Raw genomic sequence first — 17446 nt, 5'->3', positions numbered from 1 at the left:
GAGCCGCTTGTTCTCTGAAGTTGTACCTTGTGCCCATGAGCCTTAAAATAGCAGACTGATTCACCTCTTTTAATAGGAAAGCCGATGCAGGTCACCATTAAGACCCCGGAAGACATAGCAAAAATGCGCGTAGCCGGAAGGCTGGCCGCGGAAGTTCTGGAGATGATCGACGAGCACGTCAAACCCGGCGTGACCACCGAACATCTGAACCAGCTCTGCCACGACTACATTGTGAACGTGCAGCAGGCTATTCCGGCGCCGCTGAACTACAAGGGATTCCCGAAATCCATCTGCACCTCGGTGAACCACGTGGTTTGCCACGGCATTCCCACCGAGCAGAAAGTGTTGAAAGACGGCGACATCATCAATATTGATGTCACCGTTATAAAAGATGGCTACCACGGCGACACCAGTAAAATGTGGGCGGTGGGCAAACCCAAGCCCGGCACCGAGCGGTTAATCCAGATTACCCAGGAATGTATGTATCAAGGTATAGAATTAGTTAAGCCCGGAGCCCGCCTCGGCGATATCGGCCACGTAATCCAGCAGCACGCTGAAAAGCACCGGTTCTCGGTGGTTCGTGACTATTGTGGCCACGGCATTGGCCAGGTGTTTCATGAAGAGCCCCAGGTAATGCATTACGGCAAACCCGGCACAGGTTTGGAACTCAAAGAAGGAATGATCTTCACCATCGAACCGATGATCAATCAAGGCAAGTACCACACTAAACTGCTGCCAGACGAATGGACCGCCGTCACCAAAGACCGCAAGCTGTCAGCCCAGTGGGAACACACCATTCTGGTGACTGCAGACGGTCATGAAGTGTTGACCAAACGCAAAGAAGAGTCGTTCTAAGTGGCACCGGGCGAGCTGGAACACCGCATTAGCCATGACGCTTCACCGGTGTCCTCCGCCCGCACGCTGCTGCAGGAGCAACAGCAGGCAGACGCCGCCGCTTTTGAGCAAGGCGCGGATGTTCGAGCGCTGGTAAAAACGCGCTCTGACACAGTCGATACGGTCTTGCGTCATATCTGGAGTCGCTACCCGCTAGCGAGCTCCAACAACGTGGCGCTGATTGCAGTAGGCGGTTACGGCCGCGGCGAACTACACCCCTACTCGGACATTGACCTGCTAATTCTAACCCGCAAGGGTACCGACCCCGAATGGCGCGATGACCTTGGCGCGTTCATTACCCTGCTGTGGGACTTGAAGCTGGACATTGGTCACAGCGTGCGCAGCATTGACGAATGCACTGATGCCGCTCGCGGCGACATCACCATACTGACCAACCTGCTGGAAACCCGCACCATCGCCGGGCCAGACGATTTACGCGAGGAGCTGTCAGAGCTGGCATTCTCAGATGAAATAAGCACCGACCGCGAGTATTTCATTGCCAAACGCGCAGAACAGGAAGAGCGTCACACCAAATACAGCGACACCGAATACAATCTGGAACCCAATATTAAAGGCGCTCCCGGCGCGTTGCGCGACATCCAGACCATCGGCTGGATCACCAAACGCCACTTCGGTTTGCACAGCACTGCTGACCTGACCCAGTTCAGCGTGCTGACCGAAGACGAGCACCAGGTTTTACGCACAGGTGAAACCCTGTTGTGGCGGCTTCGATACGGACTGCAGCTGTTGGCCAAACGCAATGAAAACCGCCTGCTATTTGACTATCAGCGCGGCCTGGCCAATATGCTGGGCTATCAGGATGAGGGCGAGCGCCTGGGCGTTGAACTGATGATGCAGTCCTACTACCGCGCAGTGTTGGCTCTGGCTGAGCTGACCGACGTGATTCTGCAGCATTATGATGAAGCTATTCTGGGCAGCGGGCAGGAAGATGTTATCCAGCCTATCAACAAGCGTTTCCAGATTCGAAATCACTATATTGAAGCCATCAACAACCAGGTATTCGCCTACGCGCCCTTCGCGATTATGGAGCTGTTTGTGCTGATGGCGCAGAACCCGGCTATTCGCGGCATACGCGCCACCACCATTCGTTCACTGCGGGCCCACCGCCATTTGATTGACGACGCCTTCCGCTCGGACCTGGCGGTCACCTCACTGTTTATGGAACTGCTGCGCACGCCAGACAAGCTGGACCAGACCCTGGTGACCATGAAAAAATACAGCGTGTTAGGCCGCTATCTGCCGGAATTTGGCCGCATTATCGGTCAGATGCAACACGACCTGTTTCATATTTACACGGTAGACGCGCATACCATGGGCGTTATCCGCAACATGGTACGCCTACACAACGCCGCCAGTAGTGAAGAATACCCACTAGCATCCAGACTGATCCACCGCCTGCCAAAATTGGAAACCCTGTTTATTGCCGGGCTCTATCACGATGTAGCCAAAGGCCGCGGTGGCGATCATTCAGAGCTGGGTGCCATTGACGCCGAAGCCTTCTGCCAGCGCCACCATCTGAGCGATCGCGACACCCAATTGGCGTCCTGGTTGGTGGAAAATCATCTGCTGATGTCGATGACCGCCCAGCGCAAAGACATTTCCGACCCGGACATCATCCACGAGTTCGCCCGTGCGGTGCTCAGCCAGGCACACTTGGATTATTTGTACATTCTGACCGTGTGCGACATCAGCGCCACCAATCCAAAACTTTGGAACACCTGGCGCGCATCGCTGCTAAGGCAGCTGTATGTCGAAACAGAAAGAGCTCTGCGCCGCGGCACCGACACCCGCATAGATCGTCAGGAGTGGGTCAACGCTACGCAATCCGAGGCCCGCGAAATTCTGCGTGCCCAGCATTTCAGCAATGCCCAGATTGATGACCTGTGGAACACGGTCGACGAAGACTATTTTCTTCAAGACTCCCCCATCGACATCGCCTGGCAAACCGCGGCTATTATCCGCCATGGCGATGATGCAGACCCACTGGTGCTTATCCGTGATACTCGCGGTGGTCCGACTGACGGTTATTCACAGATCATCATTTATATGAAAAACCGCACCGCTTCGTTTGCCGCCACGACTGCGGTGCTGGAGCAGTTGAATCTGAACATTGTGGATGCCCGTATCAGTTCCAGCGACGGGCCTTGGTCTATCAGCTCTTATGTGGTGCTGGACGACCACGGCCAACCCCTGGGGATAGACCCGGAACGCAAAGAACGGGTAAGAAGGCGGCTGATTGAAGAACTGGACGATCCCGAGGACTACCCGGATATTATCCACCGGCGCACGCCAAGGCAGTTGAAGCATTTTGCTTTTCCTACCGAGGTACTGCTGTCTAATGACCGATTTAACCTGCGCACTGTGGTGGAAGTGGTCACCCCAGACCGCCCCGGCCTGCTGGCCCGTATAGGCCAGATTCTGCTGGAACACCGGGTACGCCTGACCACTGCTAAAATTGCCACTCTGGGCGAGCGGGTGGAAGACATATTCTTTGTAACCGACGAAAACGGTGACGCGCTGCGCGACCCCGCTGCCTGTCAGGCTTTGCAGGACGACTTGTGTAAAACTTTGGATAACATTCGATGAACCCCGATTTAGACCGACTTCACCCCTACCCGTTTGAAAAACTGGCACAGCTGAAAGCCGGCGTAACCGGGCCCGCACACCTGGCGCCCATCTCCCTTGGCATTGGTGAGCCCAAACACCCTGCCCCGGAGTTTATAAAGCAGGTAGTAACAGACAATCTAGCCCGGCTTGGCAACTACCCCACCACAAAAGGCACCGACGAACTGCGCGAAGCCATTCGCCAATGGGCAACAAAACGTTTTGCGCTGGCACCGGGTTCGCTAACCGCAGCCCACCACATAGTGCCGGTGAACGGCACCCGCGAAGGCATTTTCTCGCTGGTGCAGGCGGTGGTCGATCGTAGTAAGGCGGCCACCGTGGTCAGCCCCAATCCGTTTTATCAAGTCTATGAAGGCGCGGCTTTCCTGGCCGGTGCCACTCCGGTTTACCTGGCCTGCGACAGCAGCAATGACTTCATCCCGGATTTTAATGCGGTTGACCCGCAGGTCTGGCAGCAGTGCCAGGTTCTGTTTTTATGCTCGCCGGGCAACCCCAGCGGGTCAGTCATTCCGCGCGCCACCCTGGTCCGAGTGCTTGAATTGGCTGATGAGCACAACTTCATTGTAGCTTCCGATGAGTGCTATACCGAACTCTACCCGGATGAAGCCAACCCTCCCGAAGGCTTACTGCAAACTTGCGCCGCCATTGGCCGCAACGATTTCGCCCGCTGCGTGGTGTTTCACAGCCTGTCTAAACGCAGCAATCTGCCGGGCCTGCGCTCCGGTTTTGTTGCCGGTGATGCGCACATTCTTGAAGGCTTCTTGAAATACCGCACCTACCACGGCTGCGCCATGCCGATCCACAACCAATTGGCCAGCATTGCCGCCTGGGGCGACGAAGAACACGTAAAAGAAAACCGCCGCGCTTATCGCGCCAAGTTTGAAGCCGTAGTGCCTATTTTGCGCCAGGTGATGGATGTCGATTTTCCAGACGCCGGATTCTATTTATGGCCGCAAACTCCGGTGGGAATGAATGATGAAGTTTTCGCCCGTGAGCTTTCGGTGCAACAGAATGTACACGTGCTACCAGGGCGTTACCTGTCGCGCACGGTGGATAACTACAACCCGGGTGAAAACCGCATACGCATGGCGCTAGTGGCGCCATTGCAGGAATGCGTCGAAGCTGCAGAGCGCATCGTGGCATTTGTAAGGGCAAATTCGTGATAAAACTGTACGGCATTCGCAACTGCGACACGGTGAAAAAAGCCCGGAAATGGCTAGACGAACACCGAATTGAATACCAGTTTCATGATTTCAAAAAGGACGGATTGAGCAGCGAGCTGCTTGCCACCTGGGAGCATTCGGCCGGCTGGGAGGCCCTGCTAAACCGCCGCGGCACTACCTGGCGAAAGTTGCCAGAGAGCGTTCGTGAGGGCATCGATGCGGCTTCCGCCCATGACGTCATCCTGGACAACCCTTCTATCATCAAACGGCCCGTGGTGGAGCTTCAGGGCGCGGTGACGATCGGCTTTAATGCCGATGACTGGGCAGCGCGCTTTAAGCACTGACATTAGCCAGACATCACAAAACATAAGTCACTGATAACACGATTCACTGATAACAAACAGGAACACGCATCTAATGAGCTTTGCATTCGGTATTGGTATTGGCACACAGAACAATCAGGGCGAATGGCTGGAAGTTTTTTATCACCAGCCTTTAATGATCCCCGATAAAACGCTGCTAGACGTGGTTCGCAGCGCTCTGGACTTTCAAGGCGGCAATCAGGCCATCAGCGCCAATGCCGAGCAACTTAGCCAGCTGGCAAGCGGCCTGCGTCAAATCGGCCAGACCGATCAGGCCGCGCTAGCCGAAAAAGCCGCCCGCAGCGAACGCCCGGTCGTCGTCACTTTACTGGAAACCGACGATACCGCCAGCAGCACGCCCGAGGTTTACCTTAAGCTGCAGCTGATATCCCACCGCCTGACAAAACCCCACAGCCTGAAACTAGACGGCATATTTGGCCTGCTGCCAAATCTGGCCTGGACCAACGAAGGCGCCATTGACCTGGCCGAGCTTCCTGAGCGCCAGCTGCAAGCGCGCCTTGAAGGCCGCACTCTGGAGGTAAAGTCGGTAGATAAGTTCCCGCAGATGACCGACTACGTCGTGCCCCAGGGCGTGCGCATTGCCGACACCGCTCGGGTTCGCCTGGGCGCCTATGTGGGCGAGGGCACCACGGTCATGCACGAAGGCTTTATCAACTTCAACGCCGGCACCGAAGGCACCAGCATGATAGAAGGCCGTATTTCAGCCGGCGTGATGGTAGGCAAAGGCTCTGACCTGGGCGGCGGCTGTTCCACCATGGGCACGTTGTCTGGCGGCGGCAACATCATTATTTCAGTGGGTGAAAACTGCCTGATTGGCGCCAACGCCGGTATTGGTCTTCCCCTGGGCGACCGTTGCACTGTGGAAGCCGGCCTGTACCTGACGTCCGGCACTAAAGTGGCGCTGCTAGACGACGCAGGCAAACTGGTGGAAGTCATCAAAGCCCGCGATCTGGCCAGCAAGTCAGACCTGCTGTTCCGGCGCAACAGTGAAAACGGTGCGGTGGAATGCAAAACCAACAAGTCGGCCATTGAGCTGAACCACGAGCTGCACGCCAACAACTGATCGGGGCCTTTATGACTGCTTTACCAAATAAGGCCCTGTCACCGACCCTCGAGCTGGCGATGGATCTGATTCGCCGGCGGTCGGTGACGCCCGACGACGCCGGGTGTCAGCCGCTGATGATGTCGCGCCTTGCGCCTCTGGGCTTTGCTGAAGAAAACCTGCGCTTTGGCACCACAGACAATCTGTGGGCTCGAAAAGGTTCGGAAGGGCCAGTTCTGGCCTTCGCCGGGCACACCGACGTAGTGCCCACCGGCCCGGAGAAAAACTGGGCAAACCCCCCGTTTGAAGCGGTTATAAAAGACGGCATGCTGCACGGCCGCGGCGCCGCTGATATGAAAGGCAGCCTGGCGGCCTTTGTAACCGCCTGCGAACGCTTTGTGGGCAAGCACCCGAACCACCGCGGTTCCATTGCGTTGCTGATTACCAGCGACGAAGAAGGCCCGGCCGGCGATGGCACAGTAAAAGTGATTGAAACCCTGGAAGCCCGCAACGAGAAGATCGACTGGTGCCTGATCGGCGAGCCGTCCAGCACAGTTGAGGTGGGCGATGTGATCAAAAATGGCCGCCGCGGCTCACTGCACGGCTACCTGACGGTTCAAGGCGTGCAAGGCCACGTGGCTTATCCACACCTGGCCGAAAACCCGATACATAAAGTAGCTCCGGTGCTGCACGATCTGGCGCAGGAATTCTGGGACAACGGCAACGATTACTTTCCGCCCACCACTTTTCAAATCACCAAGGTGGAAGCCGGCACCGGCAGTAATATCATTCCCGGCGAATGCCTGGTGCACTTCAATTTCCGCTACTGTACGGAAAACACCGCCGAAAGCCTGGAAGAGAGGGTTGTAGCAGTATTAGGAAGACACTCGCTGAATTACGATCTGCAGTGGCATCTGAGTGGCCGCCCGTTCCTGACCGACAAAGGTGCGCTGGTGTCGGCGTCAACGGCGGCCATTGCCAGAGTCTGCGGCCGTGAAACCGAGCTGTCTACGTCTGGCGGCACGTCCGACGGCCGCTTTATCGCGCCGACGGGTGCTCAGGTTGTGGAACTGGGACCCATAAACGCGACCATTCATAAAGTGAATGAATGCGTCAGCACAGACGACCTGGACACCTTATCGCAGATTTACGAAGAAATTCTGGTGGAGTTATTGGCCTGAAAAGTACCTTGCCTGGCTCATACAATGGCCATGTAATGCGTGAGTGCTCTGCTGCCTCAGTAATGAGGCGGCGGGGTTTCCTCCTCTTCACTGCGAAGGTTAGAGCCAGACACTTCTTTCAACTGCCTGTGCAGTAACTGTTTGGCTTCCCACAACTGACGTAACTCCAGCTCCTGAGTCGCCATCTGCTCGCTCAGCGTGTTTATTACGTCGTCCTGAAACGCAATCCGCATTTCCAGCTCGTCAAGCCGGTGTTCCAGTCGTTTATCCGTCATGGTTTTAGTGAGTTCCTGCCGTTATCTGTTAAGATGCCGCCTTCATGCAGCCGGAAGTGTCACTTTACCCCATATCCGGTTATTTATCGTTAGCGTTATCATTCAGGAGATTTTCAATTCACATGCGTAATCCAGCCAAAGCGATCGTTGCTGCCTTATTGATCGCGATTCCCGCTCCCTTTATTCTCGGCTTTTTGCTGGCTTCCTTTACCCCGGAGCTGTTCCAGATTCTGTCCCAGTCTGAAACCAGTGCCGTGGCCAACAGTACCCCCTTCGTTCTGGGCAGCGCCCAAGGTATTGCCGCTTACGTGATTGCCGTGGTGATATTTGCCATTGCTGGTTTTATCACCGTTGCGGTCAGCGTCAAACAACCGAAAGCTGCGCCCGCTAAAGCCGCCCAGCCACGTGCACCTGCTGCGCCTCGTCGTGCACCTGCTCCGGCCCAAAAAGCCGGTAACATGCATCACGATGACGATGATGACTTCGACGACAACAGCCCAGAAGGCGACGAAGAAGGCACCGTTAAATGGTTCAACGTGAAAAAAGGCTTCGGCTTTATTGTTCGCGACAGCGGTGATGAAATCTTTGTTCACTTTCGCGCCATTCGTGGCAGCGGCCGTCGCGTTTTGCGCCAGGGACAACTGGTACGCTTCAGCGTGATTGACGCCGACAAGGGTCTGCAGGCCGATAACGTGTCAATTCTCAGCGAATAATCTACACCACGTTTTTCTTCGCTGTTAGAACAAAAAAAAGGGATGGAGCCAAAAGCTCCATCCCTTTTTTTCTATTCTTTTACTAATTCATTCTTCTACTAATTCCACTCTTAGTTCATTCCGCTCTTCTATCAATTCCATATGGCCTGATACTCACCGCGCTCATCAATTCGCCACCATCTTTCTTCAGTGGCGTCGTCGCCTTCGGCCCAATTGCCCGGGCTGCAACGTAGTTCGCCACCGATGGCGCGCCAGGCACTACGCGCACAATCCAGATCGCTGTTCCAGGGCAGCAGTGGCCCCTCAATCACCAGACACGTGAAGCGTTTGCTAAAAGCACCCGGGTAGAGCGACAACGACAACGGGTTGCCATTGTAACTGGCGTGACCTTTCACAAAGCCGGTTATGACCTCGTCATCCAGCGACACTTGGCCTAATTGATCAGACAACCAGCGCGATACCGCCCCGGCTTCAAGGTCGCGTATATAAATTTCCAAATCCTGCACCCAAACAATCTCCCAACAATTTTCGAAGTGATGACAAGGGTTCAACACCTGCATCGTTGCGCCTAATGATGAACAGTGTGAACGCCCGCTGAATTCGCTGCAAGCCAACATTTCAGCTCGGCCTGCAAATCAGCAATGCCCAGCTTTCGCAAGCTTCCGCGCGCATTACGCTGGTGCCAGTCGCCTGCTGCGACCTGTTGTTGCCAAACCAGCTTTTCCAGCGCGAAGTCCGGCTCGCCAATACTGCTCTGGCGCGCATGGGCCACCAGGCGCTGACACTCCAGAGTTTGAATTTGTGCCGCCAGAGCCGAAGCCTCGCTGCTGCCACGCAAGGCAAACAGATTCAATCGTGCAGCCGCACGTTCCAACCACATCAGTAGCTTTCCCGGGCAGCACTCAAACAGGTGACGCTGCGCGACAGCGAAATCAATCGCCACCGGCTCCAGCTCTATATTCCACTGGCGCTCTATCGCCGGCTGATGGGCCACCACAATAGCGTGGAGTTGGCCGGCGCCACAGGGCGGCAGCATCACGGTGGTCAGCGAGCGACCCAGGCACAGCTGTAGTTGATTAACATGCTGCACCGTGGCTTTCATGCGCTCATCAGCCAGCAGCAGCATAGGCCCGCCCCAGACAGCAAGCACATCACCCACCGCACTGCCAGGCCGGCCCACCAGCCGCAAAAGATCCTGCGGCGCCAGGCCATCCATCACCAACAGAGGCCACCCTCCAGAGTGTTGAAGCGAGCGCAGCCTGTGCCAGGCGCCTTCGGCAACCGTCAGCACGTCTGACTCGCAGCGCAAATTCAGTCGCTTGTAATCGATACCCAACAATGGCAATACACTTTCCAGCCAACGGGTTTTACCACCGCCCCTGGGGCCTTTCACCCACAACAATGTTGCAGGGTTTGTGCTGATTTCTACCGCTACGGTATGCGCAAGCTCAATCCAGTCCACCTGCGCCATCATCGTGGGCACACCGGCAACGTTAGACGCTGCCTTCATCGTCAGCTCGTCAACGCCGGCTGGCCAGGCTGACACCCGTTCCAACACCGCAACGTAAGCTTTTTCCTGCAAGCGTTCTGTTTTATGGGTAAGGGTTTGCAGCAGCACCGGCCAGTCTAACCAGGGCGCGTCGTTCAACTCGCGCGCTCTGGCAAACCAGTGCACCAACTGGCTAGACAGCAAACCTTCCGCAGACACCCCGGTAACAATCGGCTGTTCGCACTGCACCGTGCGCGTCAACTCGTCGAGGTCGATACTGCAGGTTGTCAAAAAATGACTGAGGGTGTGGCAACTGTCGAGCAACGCCAGCAAAAAATCTTCAACGGTAATCGCCGCTCCGCCGCGTTGTAATACCAGCGCACGAGCGTTTGCCAGCGCATTCTGGCACTGCGGTGTCAGGCATCCTTGCCAATCGTCCATTCTTACTCTCCTTGTATGCCAAGCGCAGGATTCCATTCCCGCGCTGATTATCTTATCCGTTACCAGCTGCCGCTGTTTTCCATACTGGCCCAAGGCTCTTGTGGCGCAAGCGCCTCACCCTTCTGCAGCAGCTCAATAGAAATGCCATCGGGCGAGCGCACGAACGCCATATAGCCGTCCCGGGGCGGGCGATTGATGGTTACGCCGTTGGCTTGCAGGTGTTCACACAAACGATAAATGTCGTCGACGCGATAAGCCAGATGGCCAAAATTTCGGCCGCCGCTGTACTCTTCCGGGTCCCAATTATAGGTCAGCTCCAGCGACGGTGCTCGATCGGCTTTCACTCGCCCTTCGTCGTCTGGCGCAGCCAGAAACACCAGGGTAAAACGGCCTTTTTCGCTGTCTTTTCGGCTGACCTCTTTCATTCCCAGCAAGTCACAGAAAAAATGAAGGGTGTCATCCAGATTGCTCACTCGGATCATGGTGTGAAGGTATTGCATACTTTCTCCCGTTATTTTCTATTGCTTAATGCAGCAAGTCTTCTCGGTTCGGCGGCCGCCCCGCAGAACACTCGCACCTTTATTACCGAACAGTTTACGGTATTCTGGGCGAATGGATGCAAACCACGTCTTTCCTTTAATCAACAGTTACCGAACGCCGGCCATCAGGCATCTCGCATGGCTGTGCCAAACCCCGCAGCTGATGCGCTCGCCAGTCACCTTTACACCGGCACAGTATCTGCCCTCGGGCTATACCGATATTCTTAAAGCCTGGGATCAGGACACAAAAACGGCACCACCCATACTGTTTGAACCGCCACAGCGCAGATTAGGCTTCTATTTCGAGCGGCTGTATCAGGTTTTGCTCGAAGACTTGCTCGGCTGGCCAATTCTGCTAAAAAACCAGCAGATCCAATCACGCGGGCGCACCATTGGCGAACTGGATTTCGTGGTCGACAACCGGACAAACGACCGCATTGAACACCACGAGATCGCTATCAAGTTCTATCTCGGCGTGTCAGAACTCACGGGCTCAACACTCTGGTACGGCCCCAACGCTCGCGACCGGCTGGACGTGAAAACAACCAGCCTGCTGGAACAACAGAGCCGCCGCACACAGCTACCGGAGACTCTTGCCCTGCTTGCAGAATCCCATATAACAGGCCCGCTGACTCCGCGAATATTTATGCCGGGGTATCTTTTCTATCCAGACGACCAGCCCGTGGTAACGCCGGATTATGTTCCAGCGGACCATTTGCGCGGGCGCTGGATGTACGCCCATGACGCAAGAGCCCTGAACACGTCACATTGGGTTGTACTCAACAAACCTCACTGGATTGGCAACTGGTTTCAAAGCGAACAGCCGGATATCGAACATATTATGGAAGCACTGGAACGTGTGGAAAGAAAAGTGGTTCCGCAGCTGTTCGCCATAATGCGGCCAGATCACCCAGCGGGAAACTGGCTAGAAACAGACCGGGTGTTTGTTGTGCCGGAAACCTGGCCATGAATGGCGGCATTCTCTGGCAAGAACTCGATATTCACTGCTTCAAAAGAGTGCTTCTGACAATAACGCCTTATATATCGGCTTCAATGCGCCGAGGCTGAAACGCTGTACATCTGGCACTGTTAATCGGTCACCATGGCTATCCACAGCCTGCTTTTCAATCAACGCCGCTGCATGAGCCGCCTCGGCCGGAATGTCGTCGCCACAGTCCGGATACAAGTATTCCGGTGCAAACAACTCCGGGTAGGCTTCCCTTGCCGGCACAATGGGCACACAGCCAGCGGCCACAGCCTCAAGCACCGCCAGCCCCTGAAACTCATGTAACGCGGTTGAAAGAATCACGTCCGCGCTCCCCAGCCACTCGTAATACTCGCTGCGGCTCGATGCGTATCCAAACTGCACGAGCCGATGGGCAAACTGCTGTTGAATAGTCGTCATGGCTTCGGGGACTTTGCGGAAACTTTCACCAAGGACACACACCTGAAAACTCACCGCTCTGCGCTCAAGTTCCTGCAGAATCGCAAGCAGCCGGTCAGGACCCTTGTCGTATTCCCAGCGCGCCGCCCACACAATTCTCAGGGGTAATGCACCAGGCCCGGGTTCAAGGCCATTGCGCCATAAACGCTCGCCCGCCTCAAGGCTCTGGCGTTCCGCTTCACTGAGGAACACAGGGTCATCGATGGGGACCGGCAGAACCCGGGATTTCGCGGAAATGAGTTCGAGAGTTCCCTCCGGGATACCATCGGGCAATCGCCGGAAGAGTTGCTCAACACCCTCAAGAAAGCTGCGCCGGTTCCAGTCGCTGTTGAACAGCACGGTATCGGCAGCAATAGCGCTGTATAAGTTCACCATTTGAGGATCAATGCTATTGTGCTGGCCATCGGATGCCGGATAGGCAAACTGGTTTTCATGCATATAGAGCAACGCCGGCGTACGAGCCAGGTTCGGATGAAAACCTCGGACTGACGCCAGGTCGACCATGGACGTCACTAACAGTAGGTCCCAACGCTCCTTCAACAGCGGCTCGCTCAGCCAGGTCAGCGCGTTACCTCGAATCCGCCAGCGGAAAAATCTCGGCGACAGGGCAAGCACATGCCATTCAAATTCCGGCTGGCTGAGCACCAACTGCTCTCGCCAGCGACGATGGCTGCCTGCGTCATAGGCCGAGAGCAGGAGTATTCTGGGTTGTCGAAGGGCAAGCGTTTTGGGCATGAAGGCATTCTGCCCTACTCGCGATTAGACAACCAGACACTCTGATACGGCTGCAGTGTGATACTGCCCGACAGATTTTATATGGCCATACCCGAGTTCAAGTCAAACCAATGATCCGTGCTACACGGAATGTGTATCAGGTAGGCGTCAATGTTGAATATCGCCCAAGCTAAGGAAGCCAGCGCAACAATGAGGTTACTGCAGGGCAGGAAAAGCAGAAAAGGCAAATCGCGTCCGTTGCTTTGGTCCTCATGCTCTCCCTGAACATTGATTTAAGTGTCTTCGCTAATCTGAGCAAAGATTTCGATAATGGGTCTTTGAGGGTTCGCCTGTTGCAGTTCCAGCACTCGCTTGCTCTGGCGTTTCAGCTCGTCACTGGGTTTTGCCCACTGCTCTTCAGGCAATGGTTTCGACCACTTCGACATTACTCCGGGCAGAGTCTTTTGGCTCATGCGCTTGATCTTTTTGACCTCCCACTCCACCAGTCGGTTGGGAATCGTCCAGAAGGTCATGAGGTGGTAAAGGTACCAGCCGATCAAGTAGAACACTCCGCGCTTGCCTTCCCGGTACTCATCGTGAAGGCGTTTGCGGGCATTGCGGAAAACGTGAACACCTTCCCAGGGTGGATCGTCCGGGCCTTGAAGATCTAAGGGGTCCTGAATCTCTTTCAGGGTGTGGACTTCGTACTCCATGTAGGCGCGGATGGCTTCCCAGTTGCTGATGGCCTGAAGCTGGCCGTAAGTCTGAAACTCCAGAGTGTACTTCTCGTTTGTCGACGGATGGTAAAAACCAATGCCAAAACCGTACTGATGCTGTACGCCATATTCGGTGACGCCCTGGGCTTCCGTGACCCAGGACACCAGTTCTTCCCAGGGGACGAAAATCGGTTCTTTTTGTCCCTCCGGGACAAAACACACTTCGCGGCGTTGGCGGTTGAAGCGGGTGGGGGTGATAGATTCAAGCTTCAGGTGCTCTCGGTACCAAATACCGAGGCCGAGCAAGAGGAAGAAACTACACCCCCAAACAGCAATCCCGAATCCATAATCAAACATCTCCTGAAACACTTCAACGGCAGTCGTCAGCTCTCTGCCGTGAGCGACCGCAAGGCCAGATAAAATAAGCGGGACACCAAAAGCACCAATCAAAAACAAACCAAAAGGTCCGCCCAGCGTCATCTGAAAGCCAAACACCGGCGTCACCCCGGTCCCAAAATCCAGGTAGCCATCGTTTACCTCTCCCACAGCATGGCCGTGATCCACCGGTGGCAGCCCGGTTGGCAGAGGCCAGGGCGATAAAAAGGTCAGCCGGCCGCTCGGGAAGGGCTCGGAACGCCCCGCGCGAGATGTTTGCTCTGATTGGGCATATTTCGGGTTCATCAAAAGCTGTCCATTACTATGAGTGGCTGGCGGAGTTGCCGCCAGTTGATCTCCGCTTTTGGTGCGTCTTGTATGGGAGTCAAGGGGTACCGGCTGTCAGGCGTCGCCTTCAGCATATACACAGAACTTGTGTAAGCCCCATCTGCCTGTAACGTCTCCAGTTTGACCATCAGGCTGAGCACGCTGGTGAGGGTGCCATACCGGGTCTTCTCATGGGCCGGGGGTCTGAAGGTCAGTTGCAAGTGATCAATATCAACTGGCTGCTCCATGCTAGCAATGATGGCGCCGGTGCAGGGTACCCAGGTTTCCGGATGAAGTGAAAACATACCCCGCCTCCCCGGCTGGATTCGCCATGCGGTGATTGACACCCGATAGAGCGATTTGCCGTGCGAAGGTTCGATCAGGCTGTCCGGAGGTAAACGGTGGCACCTCAGCTGCAACCGAGAAGGTCCTTCATCTTCTACAGACGCCTCATTAAGGGTGACACTGTCGCCAATCCGGGCAAAGGCTTCTGCATAAGCCTCAAGCGAGCTATCGTGAACAAGCTCAGACTCTAGTGACCAAGGCGTTGTCTGTAGCCATCTATCCCGCTCACTCAGGTTGTAACGGTTGTACAGCCAGGTGCCGCCTAATTCAAAAACAGTGAACACCAGCCCTGCCACATTCAGGCGGGCAAACAAACCGGACAAGGTTCGGCCAGCAATGGCCCAGGCTTCGGCCCGGGCCATTGCCTTGCTGGCTCGGCGCACGGCCAGCGCCACACTTAAGGTACGCCCTAATCCGTAAGTATTGGTAATCGCCAAACCGCCACTACCAATCATTCCCATCACTGCGCCAGTCTGGGCTTCGGCATTGCCGGTCTGGACTGCGCTCAACCAATTTTCCCGATGTTTGCCCGCGCTGAGGGCTGCACTGAAAGCCCCCGCTCCATAGGCAAAAATGCCAAGACCAACATGCAATTTACCCATTTGGATATGCACACCAGCAACAGCACTGCGCTGCCATGCCTCCGCCAGCGCCCGAGCCCTGGCACTGTATGCGGTGTCCATCAACCCTTGAGAAGCAAGAAAGCCAGCCGCAATAGTCGCCAACGCGCTTTCATAAAGACGCTGTTTATCTTCCGGATTTTCAGACTCCGAGCCAAGTTCGCTAGCAACATTCCATAAGATCGACAGTTGAGCCACGAACACCAAAACCCCAAGCCCATCCCCCATCAGATTCACTCGATGAGCCGAGGCCAAACCCTGCCGAAAATGCCCCACCAATCGCCCCAGCTCTTGCTGATCCTGCGCCGGCAAAGCCAACGTCAGGCCGGCACGGCCGGTAACGGCTGTTTCCAGTTTCAGGCCGGTGTCGATTTCCTCAACCGGGCTAAGGGCCGCCGCTACCTGTTTACCGACTTTACGGTGCTTTTCACGGGTCGCCTTAAATTCAGCCACCAGCCCCTGGGCTTTTTCGGAGCGATGGCCATGGGTTGATTTGGCAACGTCATGGTCGTTCTGAAGCTGTTTCATCTGTTGATCAAGCTGCAGCATCTTTGTGAGATTGTTCCGGAACGTCGCCAACTCGCCTTGCGACGCAACGCGAAATTCCGCCTTGCCCTGGTCTATAGCGTCCAGCATGCTGCGCTTGAAAAAATACGGAAGATCTCGGAAAAGATCATCCAGCTCTGGCAAGGTCTGGCTTCCAATCGCCTGGTACAACTTCTCGATAGCACGCCCCTTGGCAAGGGCAATCGCTGGAGCCACGGTGTCTCCCACTGCACCTGCTTTTTGTTGGATCAGCTTTGAGTAGCCGATGAAGTCCGGCAGTTTGCCATTTTCTGCGGCTTTTATTTTTTGCACCCAATTCGCCGCCCGGGTCACCACGGCGTAGCCAGCGTTGCCGACAATGGCGTAGGTTTTCGCCAGCTCACCGTCTGCCGACCGGTCGTTCTTTGGCAGCGTATGGAACAGTGGGCGACTGTATTGAGGGTGCGTGTTCAACCACTCCAACACACCCTCGCTCGCCTCATCGGAACGGCAGATGTCTTTAAGGCAAGCGTACTCAAGATCCAGTGCTGCCTCGATCTGCGTCTCATCTTCCGGGTCAAAATACCAGGCTGCATGGTGATAGCGATTGTCGGTCAGCAGTTGTACACGGTCATCGGTTATGGCCGTCAACAACGACTGCCACCGAGCCAGTTTCGCTCGCTGGCCTGCCATGAACTGGTCCATGGCCTCGCGGTCAATCAGGTCGTTGATCCCACGATTGCCAAAACCCTGTCCTTCAAGAATCGACTCCAGATGCTCGCGGTGACTTTTCTTCAAAGCGGCAATACCTTCAATGTGGGCATCCACAAAATCCGGCTGCGCCCCTTTCATCGCCTGTCGCAAATACCACTCATCCACCGCTCTCTGCATTTTGGGCACGATGCTGTAAGCGTTAGTGCGGTTGGCTGTAGCCCGAATTTCTTCAACTTTCGCTTTAACTTCAGCAGGAAGAGATGCGTCGTTGGGGCCAGGTCGGCGCTCGTCTCCTTGTCTTTTTAAGGCTGCCAGTAGCGCCGACTGAGTATCCGAGCGATCGCTTTCGGACATAGCTTTCAGATCCTGCCGCATGGAGGCGATAGCAGGGTGATCTGAATTGGACATCATGGAGCCCAAGCCCTGTTCGTCCAGCAGGGTCATTGACTCAATCAACGTGCCAAGAAAATAGTCTCGCTCGTTGCTTCCCTCTTCTGCCCAGTTCTCAATCCATCCCACCACGTCGTCCTGATGCTGTGCCAGATCCAGCATAACGCCCACGTCGTCTCGCAGAACCAGACAGAGGCAATTAGAGGTGTCGTCTATCTTCTGCTGTTTTATCAGTTTGCCAAACCGGCTTCTGTGGTAATAGGGCTGATTTTCCCAGTGGTAGAGTTCGCTTTCTTGTGGATGGGCACCTTCGGTTGGCTCCGGAACATTGTCTTCGGCAAATTCGGCAATCCGTGCCTTCGCCTGATCCGGGGTAAGAAGGAACTCGCCGCCACTCAGCGCTGAGGCACTGGCAAGATCGATTTTTTGTAAAAGCTCATCACGCTCTTCGGAATCATCCAGTACTTGTGATTTTTTCCGCGCTGTCCATTCCATCTCAGAAAAAGCGAC

Annotated in this window: 15 protein-coding genes; 8 read left to right on the top strand and 7 right to left on the bottom strand. The window is 55.4% G+C overall.

From position 1 onward, the window contains the following. Positions 1-84: 84 nt before the first annotated feature. The 6 genes from map to dapE all read left to right on the top strand — a co-directional run bounded on the left by map (position 85) and on the right by dapE (position 7309). Positions 85-855, top strand: a complete 771-nt coding sequence (gene map, locus MIH19_RS07320) for a type I methionyl aminopeptidase (RefSeq protein ID WP_249008234.1) — start codon at positions 85-87, stop codon at positions 853-855. Next, positions 856-3501 (top strand): [protein-PII] uridylyltransferase, encoded by a 2646-nt coding sequence (locus tag MIH19_RS07315; protein ID WP_249008233.1) that lies wholly within the window; start codon positions 856-858, stop codon positions 3499-3501. Then, the gene (gene dapC, locus MIH19_RS07310) at positions 3498-4703 is read left to right on the top strand and encodes a succinyldiaminopimelate transaminase (protein WP_249008232.1); all 1206 of its coding nucleotides are present in this window, start codon (positions 3498-3500) and stop codon (positions 4701-4703) included. The genes MIH19_RS07315 and dapC overlap by 4 nt, the downstream gene beginning before the upstream one ends. Next, positions 4703-5047 carry an ArsC family reductase gene (locus MIH19_RS07305; protein ID WP_249008961.1) on the top strand — a complete coding sequence of 115 codons (345 nt, stop codon included), beginning with the start codon at positions 4703-4705 and terminating at the stop codon, positions 5045-5047. Before dapC ends, MIH19_RS07305 begins: the two co-directional genes overlap by 1 nt. Before the next feature lie 73 nt (positions 5048-5120). Continuing rightward, on the top strand, positions 5121-6149 hold the full coding sequence (gene dapD / locus MIH19_RS07300) for a 2,3,4,5-tetrahydropyridine-2,6-dicarboxylate N-succinyltransferase (RefSeq protein ID WP_249008231.1): 1029 nt from the start codon (positions 5121-5123) through the stop codon (positions 6147-6149). A gap of 11 nt (positions 6150-6160) precedes the next feature. Continuing rightward, a complete protein-coding gene (gene dapE, locus MIH19_RS07295) occupies positions 6161-7309 on the top strand; it encodes a succinyl-diaminopimelate desuccinylase (RefSeq protein ID WP_249008230.1) in 1149 nt (382 codons plus the stop codon). 56 nt (positions 7310-7365) lie between these two features. On the opposite strand, the gene MIH19_RS07290 is transcribed toward dapE, so the two are convergent. After that, positions 7366-7584, bottom strand: a complete 219-nt coding sequence (locus MIH19_RS07290; protein WP_007349882.1) for a SlyX family protein — start codon at positions 7582-7584, stop codon at positions 7366-7368. Positions 7585-7706: 122 nt separating this feature from the next. Here MIH19_RS07290 and MIH19_RS22420 point away from each other — a divergent pair, with 122 nt between their 5' ends. Further along, entirely contained in the window at positions 7707-8297 is a 591-nt protein-coding gene (locus MIH19_RS22420; protein ID WP_283164103.1) for a cold shock domain-containing protein, read from the top strand. Between the two features lie 131 nt (positions 8298-8428). On the opposite strand, the gene MIH19_RS07280 is transcribed toward MIH19_RS22420, so the two are convergent. The 3 genes from MIH19_RS07280 to MIH19_RS07270 all read right to left on the bottom strand — a co-directional run bounded on the left by MIH19_RS07280 (position 8429) and on the right by MIH19_RS07270 (position 10727). Then, entirely contained in the window at positions 8429-8803 is a 375-nt protein-coding gene (locus MIH19_RS07280) for a hypothetical protein (RefSeq protein ID WP_249008229.1), read from the bottom strand. Positions 8804-8865: 62 nt separating this feature from the next. Next, positions 8866-10227: a hypothetical protein gene (locus MIH19_RS07275; RefSeq protein ID WP_249008228.1), complete on the bottom strand. Its 1362-nt coding sequence runs from the start codon at positions 10225-10227 to the stop codon at positions 8866-8868. A gap of 59 nt (positions 10228-10286) precedes the next feature. Further along, complete coding sequence (locus tag MIH19_RS07270; protein ID WP_249008227.1) at positions 10287-10727, bottom strand: VOC family protein; 441 nt, start codon at positions 10725-10727, stop codon at positions 10287-10289. A 112-nt stretch (positions 10728-10839) separates the two neighbouring features. Here MIH19_RS07270 and MIH19_RS07265 point away from each other — a divergent pair, with 112 nt between their 5' ends. Continuing rightward, on the top strand, positions 10840-11736 hold the full coding sequence (locus tag MIH19_RS07265; RefSeq protein ID WP_249008226.1) for a DUF1853 family protein: 897 nt from the start codon (positions 10840-10842) through the stop codon (positions 11734-11736). A 39-nt stretch (positions 11737-11775) separates the two neighbouring features. Here the strand turns inward: MIH19_RS07265 and MIH19_RS07260 are convergent, their stop codons facing one another. The 3 genes from MIH19_RS07260 to MIH19_RS07250 form a co-directional block, all read right to left on the bottom strand. Continuing rightward, positions 11776-12945 (bottom strand): DUF3524 domain-containing protein, encoded by a 1170-nt coding sequence (locus MIH19_RS07260; RefSeq protein ID WP_249018620.1) that lies wholly within the window; start codon positions 12943-12945, stop codon positions 11776-11778. Positions 12946-13217: 272 nt separating this feature from the next. Continuing rightward, a complete protein-coding gene (locus tag MIH19_RS07255; RefSeq protein ID WP_249008224.1) occupies positions 13218-14321 on the bottom strand; it encodes a hypothetical protein in 1104 nt (367 codons plus the stop codon). After that, a complete protein-coding gene (locus MIH19_RS07250) occupies positions 14321-17431 on the bottom strand; it encodes a hypothetical protein (protein WP_249018619.1) in 3111 nt (1036 codons plus the stop codon). Before MIH19_RS07250 ends, MIH19_RS07255 begins: the two co-directional genes overlap by 1 nt. Positions 17432-17446 lie beyond the last annotated feature (15 nt).

It is taken from the genome of Marinobacter sp. M1C (assembly GCF_023314135.1).
In the GTDB taxonomy this organism is placed as follows: domain Bacteria; phylum Pseudomonadota; class Gammaproteobacteria; order Pseudomonadales; family Oleiphilaceae; genus Marinobacter.
The sequence above is the reverse complement of the archived record's forward strand: the minus strand, read 5'-3'. Positions and strand labels throughout refer to the sequence as shown.

Bases quoted from the DNA above. Each gene is read 5' to 3' on its own strand.
- map (WP_249008234.1), top strand. From the start codon at position 85: ATGCAGGTCACCATTAAGACCCCGGAAGACATAGCAAAAATGCGCGTA.
- dapC (WP_249008232.1), top strand. From the start codon at position 3,498: ATGAACCCCGATTTAGACCGACTTCACCCCTACCCGTTTGAAAAACTG.
- dapD (WP_249008231.1), top strand. From the start codon at position 5,121: ATGAGCTTTGCATTCGGTATTGGTATTGGCACACAGAACAATCAGGGC.
- dapE (WP_249008230.1), top strand. From the start codon at position 6,161: ATGACTGCTTTACCAAATAAGGCCCTGTCACCGACCCTCGAGCTGGCG.
- MIH19_RS07290 (WP_007349882.1), bottom strand. From the start codon at position 7,584: ATGACGGATAAACGACTGGAACACCGGCTTGACGAGCTGGAAATGCGG.
- MIH19_RS22420 (WP_283164103.1), top strand. From the start codon at position 7,707: ATGCGTAATCCAGCCAAAGCGATCGTTGCTGCCTTATTGATCGCGATT.
- MIH19_RS07275 (WP_249008228.1), bottom strand. From the start codon at position 10,227: ATGGACGATTGGCAAGGATGCCTGACACCGCAGTGCCAGAATGCGCTG.
- MIH19_RS07270 (WP_249008227.1), bottom strand. From the start codon at position 10,727: ATGCAATACCTTCACACCATGATCCGAGTGAGCAATCTGGATGACACC.
- MIH19_RS07265 (WP_249008226.1), top strand. From the start codon at position 10,840: ATGGATGCAAACCACGTCTTTCCTTTAATCAACAGTTACCGAACGCCG.
- MIH19_RS07260 (WP_249018620.1), bottom strand. From the start codon at position 12,945: ATGCCCAAAACGCTTGCCCTTCGACAACCCAGAATACTCCTGCTCTCG.
- MIH19_RS07255 (WP_249008224.1), bottom strand. From the start codon at position 14,321: ATGAACCCGAAATATGCCCAATCAGAGCAAACATCTCGCGCGGGGCGT.
- MIH19_RS07250 (WP_249018619.1), bottom strand. From the start codon at position 17,431: ATGGAATGGACAGCGCGGAAAAAATCACAAGTACTGGATGATTCCGAA.